Source organism: Bradyrhizobium agreste, assembly GCF_016031625.1.
Taxonomy (GTDB): domain Bacteria; phylum Pseudomonadota; class Alphaproteobacteria; order Rhizobiales; family Xanthobacteraceae; genus Bradyrhizobium; species Bradyrhizobium agreste.
In genome coordinates, this window is sequence record NZ_JACCHP010000026.1 from 122,456 (window position 1) to 138,802 (window position 16,347).

Annotated in this window: 20 protein-coding genes and 2 tRNA genes; 13 read left to right on the forward strand and 9 right to left on the reverse strand. The window is 65.2% G+C overall.

The genetic code is table 11. The features are described 5' to 3' along the window. Nucleotides 1–71: 71 nt before the first annotated feature. Nucleotides 72–1,640 carry a S10 family peptidase gene (locus HZZ13_RS31010; RefSeq protein ID WP_197963284.1) on the forward strand — a complete coding sequence of 523 codons (1,569 nt, stop codon included), beginning with the start codon at nucleotides 72–74 and terminating at the stop codon, nucleotides 1,638–1,640. Here HZZ13_RS31010 and HZZ13_RS31015 read toward each other — a convergent pair. Then, on the reverse strand, nucleotides 1,627–3,015 hold the full coding sequence (locus HZZ13_RS31015) for a serine hydrolase domain-containing protein (RefSeq protein ID WP_197963285.1): 1,389 nt from the start codon (nucleotides 3,013–3,015) through the stop codon (nucleotides 1,627–1,629). The genes HZZ13_RS31010 and HZZ13_RS31015 overlap by 14 nt on opposite strands. 109 nt (nucleotides 3,016–3,124) lie before the next feature. Beyond that, nucleotides 3,125–3,667 carry a tetratricopeptide repeat protein gene (locus HZZ13_RS31020; protein WP_197963286.1) on the reverse strand — a complete coding sequence of 181 codons (543 nt, stop codon included), beginning with the start codon at nucleotides 3,665–3,667 and terminating at the stop codon, nucleotides 3,125–3,127. 250 nt (nucleotides 3,668–3,917) lie between these two features. Here HZZ13_RS31020 and HZZ13_RS31025 point away from each other — a divergent pair, with 250 nt between their 5' ends. The 4 genes from HZZ13_RS31025 (at nucleotide 3,918) to HZZ13_RS37445 (ending at nucleotide 6,459) form a co-directional block, all read left to right on the forward strand. Next, the gene (locus tag HZZ13_RS31025; protein ID WP_197963287.1) at nucleotides 3,918–4,316 is read left to right on the forward strand and encodes a His-rich protein BRANT; all 399 of its coding nucleotides are present in this window, start codon (nucleotides 3,918–3,920) and stop codon (nucleotides 4,314–4,316) included. A 231-nt stretch (nucleotides 4,317–4,547) separates the two neighbouring features. Continuing rightward, entirely contained in the window at nucleotides 4,548–4,943 is a 396-nt protein-coding gene (locus HZZ13_RS31030; RefSeq protein WP_311972769.1) for a hypothetical protein, read from the forward strand. A 285-nt stretch (nucleotides 4,944–5,228) separates the two neighbouring features. Continuing rightward, nucleotides 5,229–5,936 (forward strand): outer membrane protein, encoded by a 708-nt coding sequence (locus HZZ13_RS31035; protein WP_197963289.1) that lies wholly within the window; start codon nucleotides 5,229–5,231, stop codon nucleotides 5,934–5,936. A 280-nt stretch (nucleotides 5,937–6,216) separates the two neighbouring features. After that, nucleotides 6,217–6,459, forward strand: a complete 243-nt coding sequence (locus tag HZZ13_RS37445; protein WP_197963290.1) for a DUF6719 family protein — start codon at nucleotides 6,217–6,219, stop codon at nucleotides 6,457–6,459. A gap of 16 nt (nucleotides 6,460–6,475) precedes the next feature. Here HZZ13_RS37445 and HZZ13_RS31045 read toward each other — a convergent pair whose 3' ends face one another. Together HZZ13_RS31045 and HZZ13_RS31050 are read right to left on the reverse strand one after the other, a co-directional pair. Then, complete coding sequence (locus HZZ13_RS31045; RefSeq protein ID WP_197963291.1) at nucleotides 6,476–6,730, reverse strand: hypothetical protein; 255 nt, start codon at nucleotides 6,728–6,730, stop codon at nucleotides 6,476–6,478. Between the two features lie 313 nt (nucleotides 6,731–7,043). Beyond that, nucleotides 7,044–7,418, reverse strand: coding sequence for a hypothetical protein (locus tag HZZ13_RS31050; protein ID WP_197963292.1), 375 nt, complete (start codon nucleotides 7,416–7,418; stop codon nucleotides 7,044–7,046). Nucleotides 7,419–7,518: 100 nt separating this feature from the next. On the opposite strand from HZZ13_RS31050, the gene HZZ13_RS31055 reads away from it, so the two are divergent. Continuing rightward, complete coding sequence (locus tag HZZ13_RS31055; RefSeq protein ID WP_197963293.1) at nucleotides 7,519–7,683, forward strand: hypothetical protein; 165 nt, start codon at nucleotides 7,519–7,521, stop codon at nucleotides 7,681–7,683. 3 nt (nucleotides 7,684–7,686) lie between these two features. Here HZZ13_RS31055 and HZZ13_RS31060 read toward each other — a convergent pair whose 3' ends face one another. After that, nucleotides 7,687–7,884, reverse strand: a complete 198-nt coding sequence (locus HZZ13_RS31060) for a hypothetical protein (RefSeq protein WP_197963294.1) — start codon at nucleotides 7,882–7,884, stop codon at nucleotides 7,687–7,689. Between the two features lie 413 nt (nucleotides 7,885–8,297). Between HZZ13_RS31060 and HZZ13_RS31065 the strand changes: the two genes are divergently transcribed. From HZZ13_RS31065 to HZZ13_RS31075, 3 genes are all read left to right on the forward strand, one after another. After that, nucleotides 8,298–9,011 carry a class I SAM-dependent methyltransferase gene (locus HZZ13_RS31065; RefSeq protein ID WP_197963295.1) on the forward strand — a complete coding sequence of 238 codons (714 nt, stop codon included), beginning with the start codon at nucleotides 8,298–8,300 and terminating at the stop codon, nucleotides 9,009–9,011. Nucleotides 9,012–9,105: 94 nt separating this feature from the next. After that, complete coding sequence (locus HZZ13_RS31070) at nucleotides 9,106–10,932, forward strand: outer membrane protein assembly factor BamB family protein (protein WP_197963296.1); 1,827 nt, start codon at nucleotides 9,106–9,108, stop codon at nucleotides 10,930–10,932. Between the two features lie 131 nt (nucleotides 10,933–11,063). After that, on the forward strand, nucleotides 11,064–11,477 hold the full coding sequence (locus HZZ13_RS31075; RefSeq protein WP_197963297.1) for a GFA family protein: 414 nt from the start codon (nucleotides 11,064–11,066) through the stop codon (nucleotides 11,475–11,477). Nucleotides 11,478–11,933: 456 nt separating this feature from the next. Here HZZ13_RS31075 and HZZ13_RS31080 read toward each other — a convergent pair. After that, a tRNA-Thr gene (locus HZZ13_RS31080) sits at nucleotides 11,934–12,008 on the reverse strand. 170 nt (nucleotides 12,009–12,178) lie between these two features. After that, nucleotides 12,179–12,568 carry a hypothetical protein gene (locus tag HZZ13_RS37020; protein ID WP_376707089.1) on the reverse strand — a complete coding sequence of 130 codons (390 nt, stop codon included), beginning with the start codon at nucleotides 12,566–12,568 and terminating at the stop codon, nucleotides 12,179–12,181. Between the two features lie 97 nt (nucleotides 12,569–12,665). Between HZZ13_RS37020 and HZZ13_RS31085 the strand changes: the two genes are divergently transcribed. Continuing rightward, nucleotides 12,666–13,148 (forward strand): hypothetical protein, encoded by a 483-nt coding sequence (locus HZZ13_RS31085; RefSeq protein WP_197963298.1) that lies wholly within the window; start codon nucleotides 12,666–12,668, stop codon nucleotides 13,146–13,148. Nucleotides 13,149–13,189: 41 nt separating this feature from the next. Then, nucleotides 13,190–13,702: a hypothetical protein gene (locus tag HZZ13_RS31090; protein WP_197963299.1), complete on the forward strand. Its 513-nt coding sequence runs from the start codon at nucleotides 13,190–13,192 to the stop codon at nucleotides 13,700–13,702. A gap of 60 nt (nucleotides 13,703–13,762) precedes the next feature. Here the strand turns inward: HZZ13_RS31090 and rlmB are convergent, their stop codons facing one another. Further along, nucleotides 13,763–14,596 (reverse strand): 23S rRNA (guanosine(2251)-2'-O)-methyltransferase RlmB, encoded by an 834-nt coding sequence (gene rlmB, locus HZZ13_RS31095; RefSeq protein ID WP_197963300.1) that lies wholly within the window; start codon nucleotides 14,594–14,596, stop codon nucleotides 13,763–13,765. 207 nt (nucleotides 14,597–14,803) lie between these two features. On the opposite strand from rlmB, the gene HZZ13_RS31100 reads away from it, so the two are divergent. Continuing rightward, nucleotides 14,804–14,889: transfer RNA gene (locus tag HZZ13_RS31100), tRNA-Tyr, on the forward strand. A 95-nt stretch (nucleotides 14,890–14,984) separates the two neighbouring features. Beyond that, nucleotides 14,985–15,227 carry a GIY-YIG nuclease family protein gene (locus HZZ13_RS31105; RefSeq protein ID WP_197947939.1) on the forward strand — a complete coding sequence of 81 codons (243 nt, stop codon included), beginning with the start codon at nucleotides 14,985–14,987 and terminating at the stop codon, nucleotides 15,225–15,227. A 33-nt stretch (nucleotides 15,228–15,260) separates the two neighbouring features. Here HZZ13_RS31105 and HZZ13_RS31110 read toward each other — a convergent pair whose 3' ends face one another. Further along, a complete protein-coding gene (locus tag HZZ13_RS31110; RefSeq protein ID WP_197963301.1) occupies nucleotides 15,261–16,292 on the reverse strand; it encodes an LLM class flavin-dependent oxidoreductase in 1,032 nt (343 codons plus the stop codon). Nucleotides 16,293–16,347 lie beyond the last annotated feature (55 nt).

Consider the following 16,347-nt stretch of genomic DNA (forward strand, 5'->3'; position numbering starts at 1 on the left):
CCCCAAACCGTCGCAATTTGGCGCTACCTTTCTGATCCACCGGCGGTTACGGCCGGACACGGAGGACGTTCATGGTCACGACTTTGCCGGCGCTCCGCCGCGCGGGCCTGGTGCTGGTGGTGTCGACTTTCGCCCTCGCGGGTGTTGCACACGCCGATGATGCGCCGCAGCCGCGCTCCGAGACGGCCGCGCCGGCCGGACAGAAGGGTGGGCGCGGCAGTGGCGCGCAAGGTGCGCCGCAGACGCCGTCGTCCGCGGCCGAGCCGCACCGTCTGCCGCCGGATTCGACCACGAAGCAGACGCTCGATCTGCCCGGCCGGACCCTCAACTTCACGGCCACCGCCGGCTCGATCCGCGTGTTCGATGGCAAAGGCGAGCCGTTGGCCGACATCGCCTATACATCCTACCAGCTCGACGGTGCCGAGCGCGCCACGCGTCCGGTGACGTTCCTGTTCAACGGCGGGCCCGGCGCGTCCTCGGCCTGGCTTCAGTTCGGCGCCGCGGGGCCGTGGCGGTTGCCGCTCGATGGCGAGGCCCTGTCGCCGTCGGCCTCGCCCGAGGTGAAGCCCAACGCGGAGACCTGGCTCGATTTCACCGATCTCGTCTTCATCGATCCCGTCAGCACCGGCTACAGCCGGTTCGTGGCAAGCGGCGAGGACGCGCGCAAATCGTTCTACTCCGTCGACGGCGACGCCAACTCGATCGCGCTCGTGATCCGCCGTTGGCTCGAAAAGCACGAGCGGCTGACCTCGCCGAAATACGTCGCCGGCGAAAGCTATGGCGGCATTCGCGGCCCCAAGGTCGTGCGCCAGTTGCAGCTCCAGCACGGCGTCGGCGTCAGGGGATTGATCCTGGTCTCGCCGCTGTTGGATTTCCGCGATTTCACCGGCACGAGCCTTCTGCAATATGTCGCGACGCTGCCGAGCTATGTGGCGGTGGCGCGCGAAGCCAAACGTCCGGTCAAGCGCGCCGACCTCGCCGACGTCGAGGCTTACGCGCGCGGCGAATTCCTGACCGACCTCGTCAAGGGCGAAGCGGACAAGGAGGCAACGACGCGTCTGGCCGACAAGGTCGCCGAGCTCACCGGCATCGACCAGGCGGTGAGCCGCCGCCTCGCCGGCCGCTTCGACGTCGGTGAATTCCGCCGCGAATTCGACCGCAAGAACGGCAAGGTGACCGGACGCTACGATGCCTCGGTGCGCGGCTTCGATCCCTATCCCGATTCAAGCAGCTCGCGCTTCGGCGATCCCTCCGGCGATGCGCTCCAGGCACCGCTGACGAGTGCCGCGGTCGACGTGCTCTCGCGCAAGCTCAATTGGCGGCCCGACGGCTCCTATGAAGTCCTGAACGGCGCCGTCGAAGGCCACTGGGATTTCGGCCGCGGCATCAACCCGCCGCAATCAGTCTCCGAGCTGCGCCAGATCCTCGCCACCGATGCGAAGCTGAACGTGCTGGTCACGCACGGCCTGTTCGACCTCGCCACGCCCTATTTCGGAACGAGGCGGGTGCTCGACCAGCTGCCGGCCTTCGTGGCGCAGCGCGTGAAGTTCGTCGTCTATCCCGGCGGCCACATGTTCTATTCGCGCGACGGGTCGCGGCAGGCGTTCCGGAGCGAGGTCGAGGCGCTCATTCGGGAGTAGGCCGGCGTTTGCGCGGCGGATAGCGTCGCGCGATCTCGCGCGCGACGACTTTTTCCGGCTTCACATTCGCGCCGGCGATCCAGATGTCGCTGATCTTGCCGCGCTTGTCGCGGATCCGACGCACCGGCTCACCGTGGCTGGAATAGCCGGCAGCCCAGGCGAGCTTGCCGGTGTCGCGGCCGGTCACCTCGATCTCGGCGGCATCCATGAACGGGTTGTTGAACTGCGGGTTGGCGACGAGCACGCGGTTGCCTGCGGGGACGAGATCGGTCGCGCCCCAGATCGTCCACCACCGCCCGGTCCAGTCGCGCACGCGCCGGTCGGGTGCGCCGCGGGTCTGGAAGACGCGCAGGATCTGCATCGCGCCGTCCATCCAGAACGGCGCCGCGCCGTCGATCGAGTTGCTGAGGATGCTGATTGCAAGCTCGCAAGCGGGAATGGAGCAGGTCCGCGAGATATAGCCCTGGAAACCGCCGCCATGGCCGAACCAGTCCCAGCCATCGGTCTTGCCGGCATTGACGCCCAACCCATAATGGGCCTCGAAGCTCTGCGGGATGCGCCAATGGTTTCGCGTCATCTCGCGGCGGCTCGCAACTGACAGCACGCTCTTCTTCGCATTGGGCGCCAGCTGCGCGAAGAAGCGGGCGGTGTCGGCGGCGGTGGCGACGAAGCCTGCGGCAGATGCCATTGCGTGTGCGGGATTGTCACCCGGGATCACACAGCGCTCACCAAATGGCACCTTTCGCGTGTGGCCGCGCGCGAACGCTGCGCCCTTGGGAAGCGGTGTGTCCGGCTCCGTCTCGCGCAGGCCGGCCGGCGTAATGATCTCGCGCTTGATCCAGACGGAGTAGGGCTCCTTCGCAACAGCCTCGATCACGAGGCCGAGCAGGCCAAAGCCGTGATTGGAATATTTGAAGCGTGTGCCGGGGTCGATCGCGGTCGGCAGCTTCAATTCCGCAAGCAGCTCCTTCGCATCGAGATAGGGGCGGCTGTCGATGAACTGGCCGGAATCGGCGCCGTCGCGCGTCAGGCCCGCGCTGTGCGACAGCACTTGCGCGATGGTCGTCTCCGCCACGCGCGGATTGAGGCCGCCGACATATTGGCCGACATGGTCGTCGAGCCGGAGCTTGCCCTGCTCGCGCAGCTTCATGATGCCGGCCGAGGTGAAGCTCTTGGAGTGCGAGGCGATGCGGAAGCGGTGACGCGGGGTGAGCTTCTCGCCGGTGTCGAGATTGGCGAGGCCGAACGCATGCTCGGCGACGATCTCGCCGCGATGGACGAAAGCCACGATGACGCCCGGCTGCTGGATCGTCGTCAGTTGGTATTCGATCCAGGAGCCGATGTAATCGATCGCGGATCGCAGCCACGTGTCCATTGCACTACCAATTTGCGAGGGAGGTTGGTGCGCGAGGCTAGCCGAGAAAGCAGAACGGGCACAACCTGAAAGGTCGCGCCCGTTCGCGTGGTTCGAAGATGCGATGCCTTCAGTAGACGAGCGTCGCGCCGGTCGGCTTGTCGAGCGCTTCGGCCAGCGAGCGATATTCCGAGCTGCCGGTGCCAGCGAGCGAGGCGATCTTGTTGAGGTGATATTGCGCCTGCTCGCGGTTGCCCTGCTCGAGCTGCCAGAGGCCGTAATATTGCCAGGTGCGGACGTGGTTCGGATCGTCCTTCAGCGCCAGCTCGTAATAGACCTTCGACGAGTGGTAGTCGCCGAGCTTGCGATAGGAATAGCCGATCAGGTTGGCGACATCGGCGACGTCCTCACGCCCCAGCGACTTCAGCTGGTCGATCGCGCCCGTGTAATCGTGCTTGTCGTAGATCGCCGCGTAGGCGGTGCGGTAGGCCGCGAGGAACTTGGGATCGCTGACGGAAGAGCTCTTCTTCTTGCCCTTCTTGGTCGAGGTGTCCGATTTCGGCGGCGACGAAGGGTCGTCGCCGCCCGCGGCGTACGCGCTGGACAGCACCGGCGCGGCCGCCAGTGTCGCGGCGACAAGTCCCGGCACAACGAGCATTGAGAGTTTGCGCATCAAAGTTCTCCGGTATGGAACGTGGCGATCCTACACGATTGCCCGAAGACCGGAACACCTCTCGGCCGAAAACATTCCCGCGTCGCACGATCTATTCGCCCGGCCGCGGATGACAAACTTGTCATCGAGATGAACGGAAGCCTGCAGAGGACTTCAGATTGGGTTCAGTGCCACCCGCCTAGGCTCCTCCCCACGATCGACGGGTGGGCGTGAGGGCGCCGCCTGATGATCCTTCCAAGAGGAGACCACCATGTTGAAGACCATTTCTGCAGCCTTGCTCGCAACCTCCGTGATCGCAGCCCCGGCGTTGGCCGCCGAGGCCGGCAAGACCACCACGGCCGCCCCGGTCATCAAGGCCGACCAGAGCCAGACCAAGGCAGCGACCAGTGCCGCGAAACCGGAAGCCGGCGTCAAGGCAGACGCCAAGACCACTGACGTGAAGTCGACGGGCGTGAAGGCTCCCGACGTCAAGGCGGACGCCAAGGTGGATGGCAAGTCGAAGGCAATGGACGCGAACGCCGCGGTCACCACCGACACGCACAAGACGATGCGCAAGCATCGCCATCACCACAAGCAGGTCACGGCCAAGGAGTCGCAGAAGGCGCAGCCGGATCTCACGAAGCCCGCGACGTCCGATAAGCGCAACTGACACTGATCCCCGCGCGGCGGCATCCCTGGCATTGCCCCGCCGCTGCGCGCGGATGTCAGGCCTGGCCCGTTGCCACGCCTCGTGCGGAAGCCCGAGGCGGCGGCAGCTGGCCGGTGCGCTGTTTTAAGCCTCTGCAAGCGAATTCCCTTCATACAGGCTAGGGGCTAGAACGTCTCCTGATCTGTTCGAGCGGAGAGCGGGCCTGTGGGGCGATTGGCGAGATGTGCAGTGATCCTGGTGTTGCCGCTGGCGCTTGCGGCATGTTTCGGCAGCGACGGTGACCGTCCGACTTTCATGGGCGGGACCCAGGCCGGCGGGCCGCAGCCGTTTCCCGACAATTTCCGGAGCGACACGCTGGCCTTGATGCGGACCTATCTCAACAATCCGGTCGGCGTGCGCAATGCCGGCATGGCCGAGCCGGTGCAGCGCGAGGTCGGCGGCCGGCAGTTCTACGTGAGCTGCCTGCACTTCACCCCGCGCGAGACGGATGGCAGCTACAAGGGCATGCGCGAACGGGCCGTGATCTTCGTCAACGGCCGTGCGGACCGCGTGGTCGACCAGACCAGCGATCTCTGCGCCGGTGCGGTTTACGCACCCTTTCCCGAACTGGAAAAGATGACGCGGTAGCGCAAAGGCAGCCTTCATCGCCGGGTGTTAGACAGAAGCCGCCGGAGCCGCTGGATCACATTTCGGCGAGCCTTGAACGGGGTGGTTTCGACTGGCGACAAATCATTACGGCGGGGCTTGCGCTGGCGACAAAACAGTCGGGGCAGGACGGCGTGATGGAACAAAATCGCGTTGTTGCCAACCCGTCACAGTAACGAACGATCAACGTTCCGGCATTGCCGCGAAGCAACCCAATTCACGCCACGTTGTTTCCCGAGTGTCGTAAATGAAAGAACGGGGATGATCATGAAGTCGATCTTGCTGGGTGCAGCAGCTCTGCTTGCGCTGGTCGCGCCCGCCGCAGCCGCCGACATGCAGCCGCGCACCTACACCAAGGCTCCGGCCTACACGCCGCCGCAGGTGATCTATAACTGGACCGGTTTCTATATCGGCGGCCATGTCGGCGGCGCGTTTGCCGGCGACAACAGTTTCCAGTCGAGCGACGCCCGCTTCCTGGGCGGCGTGCAGGGCGGCTTCGACTACCAGTTCGCGCCCAACTGGGTGATGGGTATCGAGGCCCAGTATTCCTGGCTGCCGACCAACAACAACGGCGTCACCTTCCCGCTGGGTACGCAGGTGACCTCCAACACCGACCAGATCGGGTCGGTGACCGGTCGCATCGGCTACACCTGGGGACCGACGCTGCTTTACGCCAAGGGCGGTTATGCCTGGCGCAATAACGGCCTTGGCGTGAACATCGCCGGGGTGCCGCAGGCTTTCACCACCACCGGCAACAACAAGGACGGCTATACCGTCGGCGCCGGCCTCGAATACATGTTCGCGCCGAGCTGGTCGGCCAAGGCCGAGTACCAGTATTACAATTTCGGCAGCACCACCTTCACCTCCGGCCCGGCCGACATCGTCGGCGTTCGTGGCCGGGAGGACGAGCATACCGTCAAGGTCGGTGTGAACTACCGCTTCGGCTGGGGCGGCCCGCCCGCCTCGCGGTACTGACGGTCAGCGCCGATCCAAGGCCTCACTAACAAGGCCTGACTAGCAGGACCTGACAAAGGCCGGCGCCGCCGGCCTTTCGCTTGCCCGCCTTCCACCTGGGGCGGCGCCTTCTTTGCATTTCGTGAACCATCTGGCGCGTCATTTGCTTGCAAACGATACTGGCGCGCCTTCTCACGCGCGTCATGGGGCTGGCGTAAAGCAAAAATAATTTTTGCGATTTACGCAACTCGCGCCCCGGAACGCGTTATATGACAATGACCGGGCAGGTGGGACGACGGACATGCGTATCTTGGTGTCGGCAGTGGTGCTCTCGTGCTTCGCCTGCCTGCCGTGCTCTGCACAGACAATCCTCAAATCCGAGCCTCTGATGTTGGCACCCTACGAGGTCGCCTTCGTCAAGGACGCCTCCTGTCCGTCGGGCAAGGTGCTGAAGGTCACCGGCGCCATTCGCGGGCTGCACCGCCGCAAGGCCTGCGTGGCTATGCCGGGCGAGCAGGCCTCGCTTGCGGCCGCCACCCCCTGAGCTTTCGCTCCGGAACTCAGGAAATCAGCTCGAGCTCCATCCTCGACTGCCGATCGGCCTCCGCCTTGTTTCTGGCGGGGTCCTCGCCCCTGGCCGCCTGGCACGGCTCGATCTTGTAGTCGTTGTCGAGCACCCGGCGCGGTCCCGGCCGCTCGTCGTCCGTCGTCACGTCCACGACGAGACCACTTCGCTCGGCAAGCTTCCAGACGTCGGCCTCGCTCGGATAGGCCTTGCTGATCTGGGCGTCATTGCAGAAGAGGGCGTAGGGCATTCATCCCGCTCCAAGAAAGCCGGTTAACGAGCTCACCGGGGTAGGAGTTCCGGCCGCCAAGCCGTTCACGGGGGCGTGATCGTTGCGGGCCGCCGTTGAGTCCTTAACGAGTCCTGAATCCCGGAAAAAAGAATCCCTGGGACTCGCCGGCAGGAATCAGCGGATGTTTTCCGCCATGACGAGCGACCTGAACACATCCTGCGGGCACATGCTCCTGCCGCTCACGCTGGCGCTGTTCGGCGCCTGCGCGGCCAATCTCTGGCTGGTCTGGTCCTGGCTGTAGGCCCTGGCTGTAGGCCCCCTTGGCCGGGCTTTACTTTTCGGCCGATTGGCCGGAGGCGTCGCGGATGGCGGCACGCAACTTGGTCAGGGTCGCCGCACAATATTCCTCACGTTCGCGCTCGAAGCGTTCTTGGTGCTTGCGGAAGTTGGCGATGCGGGCCTGCATCTCGGTGCGGAAATCGCCGCTGGTCCGCGGCGGCGGCAGAGGTGCGGGCCGGGGCGGAATGGGGGCTTGCGGCGGTTCGATCTCGGCGGCGACCGCCTCCACGGTGACGATCTCCATCGCGATGGCCGGGCCAGATGCGGGCGGCTCCGGCTGAAGGACGTCATCCTTCCTGCCGGTCACCGATTGGACGAAGGCCAGTGTCTGCGCGATCAGTGCGTCGCGCTCCCTGATCCATTTCATGATCCACCTCAGCCGTGCCCATTGCAGCAAAGCGGCTGCTTCGAATCAAGGCTGTTTGCAAGGGATTGCATATTTTTCCCGGTGGCCCGACACTGGGCAGATGGATGCATCGAAAGAACGACCGAACGAGGCGGAGGGCCTGAGGCTCATCCGCGCGTTCCTGACGCTGCCGCCCGACAAGCGGGCGGAGGTGATCGCATTGGTCGAGGAATTGGCGCGCGTGCACGGCCGGCCCGAGGAGGGCGCGGAGGCCTCGCCAAGGTGAGCGCTACCGCTCGCGCGGATTGACGTTGGGCTCGAACGGCGCGCCGACCACCCGAACCGGGATCTGAGCAGGCGTGCGCGGGGTGGGGCCAGCTCGATCCGCGAGCAGCTCGTCAGGCGCCCGTCCCGGCGCCGGCTCGAACAGCGCCAACGTCCCGGCCACCGCGCTACAGCACAGCGTCACCGTCGCCAGCAGAATCATGTTTCGGTTTTCTTCCCGGATCCTCATGCGCCGACAACGGCTGACGCCGAAGCCGGTTCCGGGCCGACGAGTTTCGATGCGAGAACAGGGGCTTTGGATCGCGCCTAGAGCATGATCCGGAAAAGTGTGTAGCGGTTTTCCGAAAAGATCATGCTCAAACAACAACCTAAAGCGCGATGACGATTCATCCTAATCGCATCGCGCTTTAGTGCGACAGCACCAGGCCGAGCGCGAACACGAACAGCATGGCCGTCGCGACGACAGCCGTCACCGCGCCGGCGACGATCTTGGCCTTCTCTTTGGGAGTGCTGGAGCGCATGGTCTCGACGATGACGTGCGTAGGTTCGCTGCCAGAGAATTTCGAACAATTCATCTGGGTTGTATAGTGTGATCGCGCCGGAAAGGCTCGCTCAATGATCGCCGATCGTCCTCCCGTGCTTGCGCACGAACGCTTCGTTGCCGACCGTGACAATTTTGTGGGCCTCGATCTCGCCGCGCGGTTCGCGCGGATCGAGCGCACCAACCTCTGGGGCGCGGCCACTTCGGTGTCGGGCCTCGGCTCGGAGGATGTCGCCACAGCCGCGATCCAGGAGGCGCTGCCTCCATTGCTGCAACGGCTCGGCGCGCGCTCGCTGCTGGATGCACCCTGCGGCGATGCCGGATGGATCGGCCGGCTCAAGCTCGATATCGATTACACCGGCATCGACATCGTACCGTCGCTGATCGAGACAAACCGCCAGCGTGTCGCAGCCGACGGTTCGTCCGGTCGGTTTCTCGTTGCCGACATCACGCGCGATGCGCTGCCGCACGCCGACGTCATTCTTTGCCGGGATTGCCTGGTGCATCTGAGCTACCAGAACATCGCCCGCGCCACCGCCCGCTTTCGCGAGAGCGGCGCGCAATATCTGCTCGTCACGACCTTTCCGGAGTGGCAAGACAACCGCGATTGCGAGGATGGCGACTGGCGCGCGCTCAACATGACGAAGGCGCCGTTCGGCTGGCCGGCACCGCAGGCGCTGATCGACGAGCGTTGCGAGGAGGGCGGTGGCGGCTGGCGCGACAAGAGCCTTGGGCTGTGGCGGCTTGACGTATTGCCGGATCCTGTCCGCATGGCAACGGATGTGTGACAGCGGCGGGCACAACGTCCATTGCATCCGCAATCGCGGCGGATATAGACTTCGGGTTGCATGAAGCGATCTCCTCTCGCATACCGGAGCCACCATGAGCGTACGTGCCGTCTTGGCCGCGTTGTTGATCTGGTGCAGCGCGCCGGCGCTGGCGCAGCAGGAAGGCGCGGCGCTCTATGCGGCGCATTGCGCGCAATGCCACGATGGCGATGCGCAGAGCCGCGTGCCGGGCCGCGCCGCCCTGCAGGCGATGTCGTTCGACCACGTGCTGGGAACGTTGACGTCAGGCAGCATGGCGGCGATGGCGAAGGACCGCAGCGATGCCGAACGCCGTGCGATCGCCTCGTTCGTGACCGGCAAGATGCCGATGGTGAGCGCCGACGCCGAGGGCCGCTGCGCGCAGCAGGCGGGCGGCTTTGCGCAAGCTCTTGACGGTCCGCGCTGGAACGGTTGGGGCGTTGACACCAACAACAGCCGCTTTCAGCCGGCCGATATGGCGGGGCTGACCGCGACGCAGGTGCCGCATTTGCGGTTGAAATGGGCCTATGCCTTTCCCGGCGCCTCGGTGTCGTTTGCGCCGCCCACCATCGTGGGCGGGATGCTGTTCATCGGCGGCACCGATCGCAAGGTCCACGCGCTCGATGCGCGAAGCGGCTGCACGCTGTGGACCTTGGCGCTCGATGCGGCGGTTCGCGCCGCGATCAGCTTTGCGCCGCTGCCGGGCTCCGACCAGGTCGCGATCTTCTTCGGGGATTTGCGCGCCAACGCCTATGCCGTGAACGCGCTGACAGGCGCGCTGATCTGGAAGACCAAGGTGGAGGAACATGCCGCCGCACGCATCACCGGCGCGCCGACGCTGCATTCCGGCGTGCTCTACGTGCCGGTGTCCTCGATCGAGGAAGCCGCCGGCTCGCAAGCCTCTTACGAATGCTGCACCTTCCGCGGCAGCGTGGTGGCGCTGGAGGCCGCGAACGGCAAGATGATCTGGCAGGCGTACACGATCCCCGAGCTGCCGCATCCGACGGGCAAGAATGCCAAGGGCACGCAGCTGTTCGGTCCGTCCGGCGTCGCCATCTGGTCGGCACCGACGATCGATGCGCAGCGCGGCGCGGTCTATGTGGCGACCAGCAATTCCTATTCGAATCCGCCGGCCGCGACCGCCGATTCGATCCTTGCTTTCGAACTCGCAACCGGGAAGCTGCTCTGGAAGCAGCAGGCGACGCCGAAGGACGCTTTCGTCGTTGCCTGCTTCAGCATGGACAAGACCAACTGTCCCGACGAGCCCGGACCCGATCACGATTTCGGCCAATCGCCGATCCTCGCCACCTTGCGCGACGGCAGCCGCATTCTTGCCATAGCGCAGAAGTCCGGCGTCGTGCACGCGCTCGATCCCGACGATGACGGCAAGATCCTGTGGCAGACCCGGATCGGGAAGGGCGGTGCGCTCGGCGGCAGCGAATGGGGTTCGGCCGCGGACGGCGAGCGCATCTATGTCGCCAACTCCGACATACGCTTCAAACGCGACGGCACGCGGCAGCTCGATTCCACGCAAGGCGGCGGCCTGTTCGGCCTCGACCTTGCCAGCGGCAAAGTCGTGATGGAGGTGGCGCCGGTCGCCTGCGGTGAGCGGCCTCAATGCAGCCCGGCGCTCTCCGCGGCGGTGAGCCTGATCCCTGGCGTCGTGTTCTCCGGCGGGGTCAGCGGCTTCCTGCGCGCCTACGCCACCGACGGCAAGCTGCTCTGGGAGTACGACACCGCGCGGGATTTCAAGGCGGTGAACGGGGTCCCTGCCCATGGCGGCGCGATCGACGGCCCCGGGCCCGTCATTGCCGGCGGCATGGTCTACACCAATTCCGGTTACGGCCAATGGAGCGGCGTCGCCGGCAACGTGCTGCTGGCATTCGAGGCCGGGACGGACTGAACGTCACGAGTTCGCTGTCGTGTCCCGGACGCCGCAACGCGTTTGGAGATGGGATGAGACTGCCTCGTCGAACGGGTGAGCGAGGGCGCTGCCTCTTCAATTCCATCGGCCAATGAGGGAGATCAGGTTCGATGATCGTTGCCAGATGCAGCTGCGGCGCTGTTTCACTTTCGCTTCCGGGACCGTCGCGTCTCGTCGTTGCCTGTCATTGCCTCGACTGTCAGCGACGAACCGGCGCGCCGTTCGGAGTCGGTGCCTTCTACACTGCAGAGACCGTCACGATCTCGGGACAGCCAAAGCCATATGTTCGGACAGCTATGAGCGGCGGCAAGGTCCGCAACTATTTCTGTCCCGATTGCGGCTCAACGGTCTATTGGCAAGCCGACAATCTGCCTGAGATGATCGGCGTTGCCGTTGGCGCGATCGCGGATCCGGATTTTCCGGCACCCGTCAGATCGGTGTTCGAGCAATCGAAACATACCTGGGTCGAGATCGGCGGCACGGCCGTCGAGCACTTCCAACAGGGAGGCGCGCGCAAGAGTTGAGGCTGAGGCGCGGCCATCGAGCGCCGGTGCGGTCGGTGTTCGATCAGGGACGTTGCCTTGCGTTAGACGGCGTTCCTGTTGTCTGTATCGGTTCACCGGGGGCACGGTCCAGTGGCGCGTGAGGCCTGGCGAGTCCTACCGTTCCGGGAGGTGCGTCGTTGCTGGCCGTACGGGTGTTGACGCGCTCCAACGTGACCGTCGAAGCGACCACGATGGCGATAGCCAAGGCGACAGCGGATAGGACTAAGGCTGCCCGGTCATTCGGGTCCATCGCTAGACCTCCGCGAGACGGCTCCATGGTTCGATGATAACGCCGAACAGATGATTTCGTTCTTGCGGTGGTCGCCCAGGGGGAGCCGTGGCAAGCTGCAGTTTATTTTAGAAACACTGCCGACCGCGATTGCAAGTCGCCATAGCACGTCAGGCCACGACGCGACGTCGGGGTACTAAAACCAATGGTGCCGGCTGAGGGGATTGAACCCCCGACCTTCGGTTTACAAAACCGCTGCTCTACCGCTGAGCTAAGCCGGCGACGCCTTACGAGGCAGGGGCAGAGCTCGGCTCGCGCCGGGGCCGTCCACCCGTGCGCGCCGCAATACCAGACTTGATCGGAAAGTGCCAGAACCGGGAGGTCGCCGTCGCAAGCGTGAATCGGGCGGCCGCGCCGGCCGCCCGATGTGTCGCGTTGGCCTCAAGCCGCCTTACTGGCAGATGTGGCGGCGGCCGTCTGCGCCCTTGAACCAGGTGCCGGGCGTGCAAACGAAGCCGTTGCGCTGGGCGTAGGTGCGGGTGTCCCAGCTACGATTGTCCCAGCCGCGATCGTAGGCGTAGGAATTGTCCCAGCCGCGGAATGGGGCGGTGGCAATCGCGCCGGCGGTGCCGATCGCGGCGCCGGCAACCCCAGCCGCGACGTCGGTCGGCCAGAAGCCGGTGGGGCTCCTGTTCCAGTCGCGGCTGGTCTGACGATAGGCCGCACGACGATGGCGGTAGCCGCTATCGGTGGAGGCGTTTGCCGGCGCTGTTCCAGCGGTGCGGTTCCGCGCCGTTAACGCTTCGCTAGTCCGCTGTGCAGCATTTGAGCGGCGCGCAATCCTTGCACGTTAGGCTTACCGGAAATTGGTGAGCAGGCCTTAACCCTCTCTGCGTCGCGATCGGTTAGGTTGCCGCCCGGATAACCGGGGTCTCCTCATGCGCGCCGTGGCGCTCGCCGCCTTTCTGATCGGACTGCCTGCGACGGCGTTGGCCGGCGGCTTCGAGATCGTCGTTCCCGGCCGTCCCGGCGTGCCTGTTATCATCAACAACATCGACGCATCCTATGCCGTCGTCGAGGGCACCTGGGGCCTCGGCAAGAACCAGCAGGTGCAGCCCACGATCTATGGCGGACGCTATATCGCCGAGCGGCAGCCCGACGACGTCGGCCATTACTACCCGACGCTGGGTCTGCGGCCGGGCTACGGCCGGCTCGAGGTCGAGCCGCCGGCGAACCGCAAATTGCCCAAGCCCGCCCAGAGCTATCACCAGAGCTGGGGCGCGTCGTCCGCGCCGCTGCCGGCGCAGATGGACCCGCCCGTCGATCCGCCCCCGGTGATCTACGCGCCCGAGATCAACGACCGTCCTCGGCCCCCTCGGCCGCGGCCGCGCACAGGGATACCCGGCAGGCCGCCGGGTTGAGAAACGTGAAAACCAAAAACGGAAATCAACAGGAGAGTATAATGCGTCAGATGATTTCGGGACTGGTCGCGGCAACTGCCGTGATGTTCGCCGCCACCGCGCCGGCCGCGGCCTGCGGCTTCACCACATGCGCGCCGGTGGCGCCGGTCTATACCGGCTGCAACACCGGATGCGGCGGATACGGATACGGGTATGGCTACGGCTACGCCGCCTATGAGCGTCTCGCCGAGCCGACCACGCAGTATTACTACGTCAACCAGGGGCCGACCTATACCGGTCCGGGCGCCTTCGCGCCGTATCCGACCTACCGCGAGGATGCGGTCGTCGCGCCCGCCAATTATGGCTATGGCTATGGCTATCGTGCCGCTGCGGTCGCGCCGCCGGCCGCCTATCCCTATCGCCGCCCGTACTTCCGCCCCTATCGCTACGGCTACGGCCCCCGCTACGGCTACCTGCCGCGCGTGCACTATGGCCATGCTCACCGCTACGGCTACGCCCACCGCCACGCGCCGCACTATTATGGCGGTCACCGCGTGCTGCGCCGCTATTACTGATCGCTGATCGGTCGAGATTTGCGAAGCGCCCGTTCGCGTGATGCGGACGGGCGTTTTGTTTCATGAGCGCTTCATCAGCCCGAGCCGGCTCGCGCCGACATAGAGCGCGAGCACGGCCGCGTTCGAGACGTTGAGGCTCTTGATCTCGCCGGGCATATCGAGCCGCGCCACGACGCTGCAGGTTTCGCGGGTCAATTGCCTGAGGCCTTTGCCTTCGGCGCCGAGCACGAGAGCGAGCGGCTCGCGCAGCGCGACGTCGCCGATATCTTCACTGCCTTCGCTGTCGAGGCCGACGGTCTGGAAGCCGCGCTCGTTCAGCGCCGTCAGCGCACGGGCGAGATTTTGCACGGTGACAACAGGCACCAGCTCGAGCGCGCCGGAGGCCGCCTTCGCCAGCACGCCGGTCGCTTCCGGGCTGTGGCGTGCCGTGGTGACGATCGCCTTCACCGCGAACGCGGCGGCCGAGCGCAGGATGGCGCCGACATTGTGCGGATCGGTGATCTGATCGAGCACCAGCACCATGCCCTCCTGCTTGAGAGTTTCGATGTCGGGCGAAGGCAGGGGATCGGCTTCGGCGAGAAGGCCCTGGTGCACGGCGTCGGGCGACAGCAGCCGGTCGATCTCCTGGGGCCGCACGATCTCGGGCGCCACCCGCGTCTTGATGTTTTCCTCAGCCAGCCGTCTAGCGGCGTTCTCGGTCAGCGTCAGCTTGCGGATCCGTCGTCGCGGGTTGGCGAGCGCCATGGTGACGGTGTGCCAGCCGTAGAGAATGACCGGGCCATCGCCTTGCGAATCGCGATCGCGCCAGGCCGGCCGGCCGGCCGATTTTCCGGGTCTGTTGAAGGGCTTAGCCCCGCCGCGAGCCCCCTTGGGGCCGAATTTTCGATCCTTCATGGGCTCGCTTCTGTCATGGGTTCCGGAATATGGCAATTTCGGTGCCCGCGAGGGCGATTTTAGCTGCTTGCCTCGGTTGACTTTGCCCCACCGCTTCGCCCATAAACGCGCCCGGTCGCGCCCCGATCCGGGTTGTCGCGGCCTTCACGTTCCATGGCCGTCTTCGGTCCGCCGGCAAGGTCCGGCCCGATTGTGCTGCCGTCGAGCGGGGGAGTGTCCCGAGTGGCAAAGGGAGCTGACTGTAAATCAGCCGCCTCATGGCTTCGCAGGTTCGAGTCCTGCCTCCCCCACCATCCTGCTTCGCGCTGACGCGCTTCGCAGGATTGCAACCTTTCGCTGCGCGAAGCAGGATGCCCTCCGAAGCCTTGGCGAAGGAGGGCGGGCGTCGATGCTCTATGTCTATCTTCTGGAGAGCGAAGCCTTTGGAGGTCAGCGCTATATCGGCCTGACGACGAATCTCAAGCAACGCCTGGCAGACCACAACGCAGGCAAGTCACCCCACACGTCGAAATACGCTCCCTGGCGACTGGTGACTTACGTAGCCTTCTCTGACATCGCGAAGGCACGTGCGTTCGAGCGTTACTTGAAATCCGGTTCGGGCCACGCCTTCGCGAAGAAGAGACTCTGGTGAGCGAAGACGGACTGAGACTATCTCAAAAGCCCGCTACCCCATCATCTCCCGCACCATCGGCACCACCTTGCGCCCATAAAGCTCGATGCTCCGCATCAGCTTCTCGTGCGGCAACGGTCCCGCCGAGTACTTCAACTGAAACCTGGAAATGCCGAGCGCCTTCGCAGTCTTCGCGATCTTGCGCGCCACCGTTTCCGGCGAGCCGACATAGAGCGAGCCGTGCTCGGCCTCATGGACGAACTCGTCGCGTCCCATTGGCGGCCAACCACGCTCGCGGCCAATGCGGTCGCGCATCGCCTTGTAATCCGGCCACAGCTCCTCGCGCGCCTGCGCATCCGTTTCGGCGATGTAGCCCGGCGAATGCACGCCGATCGGCTGGGCCGGGCGGCCGAACTCCCTGAAGGCGCGATGATAGAGATCGACGTAGGGCGTAAAGCGCGCGGGATCGCCGCCGATGATCGCGAGCATCAGGGGCAAATCGTAGTGCGCAGCGCGCACCACCGATTGCGGGCTGCCGCCGACGCCGATCCAGGTTTTAAGCCGGCCGTGCTCGACCGGCGGATAGACCAGTTGATCCCGCAGCGGCGGACGCAGCTTGCCTTGCCAAGTCACGGGCTGCTGCGACAACAGCGCGGCGAACAGATCGAGCTTCTCCTCGAACAGCTCCTCATATTTGCGCAGGTCGAAGCCGAACAACGGAAAGGATTCGGTGAACGAGCCGCGGCCGAGGATCACCTCGGCACGTCCGTTCGAGACCGCATCCAGGGTCGCAAAGCGCTGGAACACGCGGATGGGATCGTCCGAGGACAGCACCGTCACGGCCGAGCCGAGATGGATGCGCCTGGTGCGCGATGCGATCGCCGCGAGCACCGTTTCAGGCGAGGAGATCGCGAAATCGGCGCGGTGATGCTCGCCGAGGCCGATGAAATCGAGGCCGAGCTCGTCGGCCAGCACCGCTTCGTCGACGACGTTGCGGATCACCTGCGCATGCGAGATCATGCCGCCGGAGGCGTCCTTGGTGACGTCGCCAAAGGTGTCCAGTCCGAATTCGAGCGGTGCGGTCATTGATCAAGTCTCTGTGGGAGGATGAACGACACTTAATGGGCAGCCGCACCGTCAC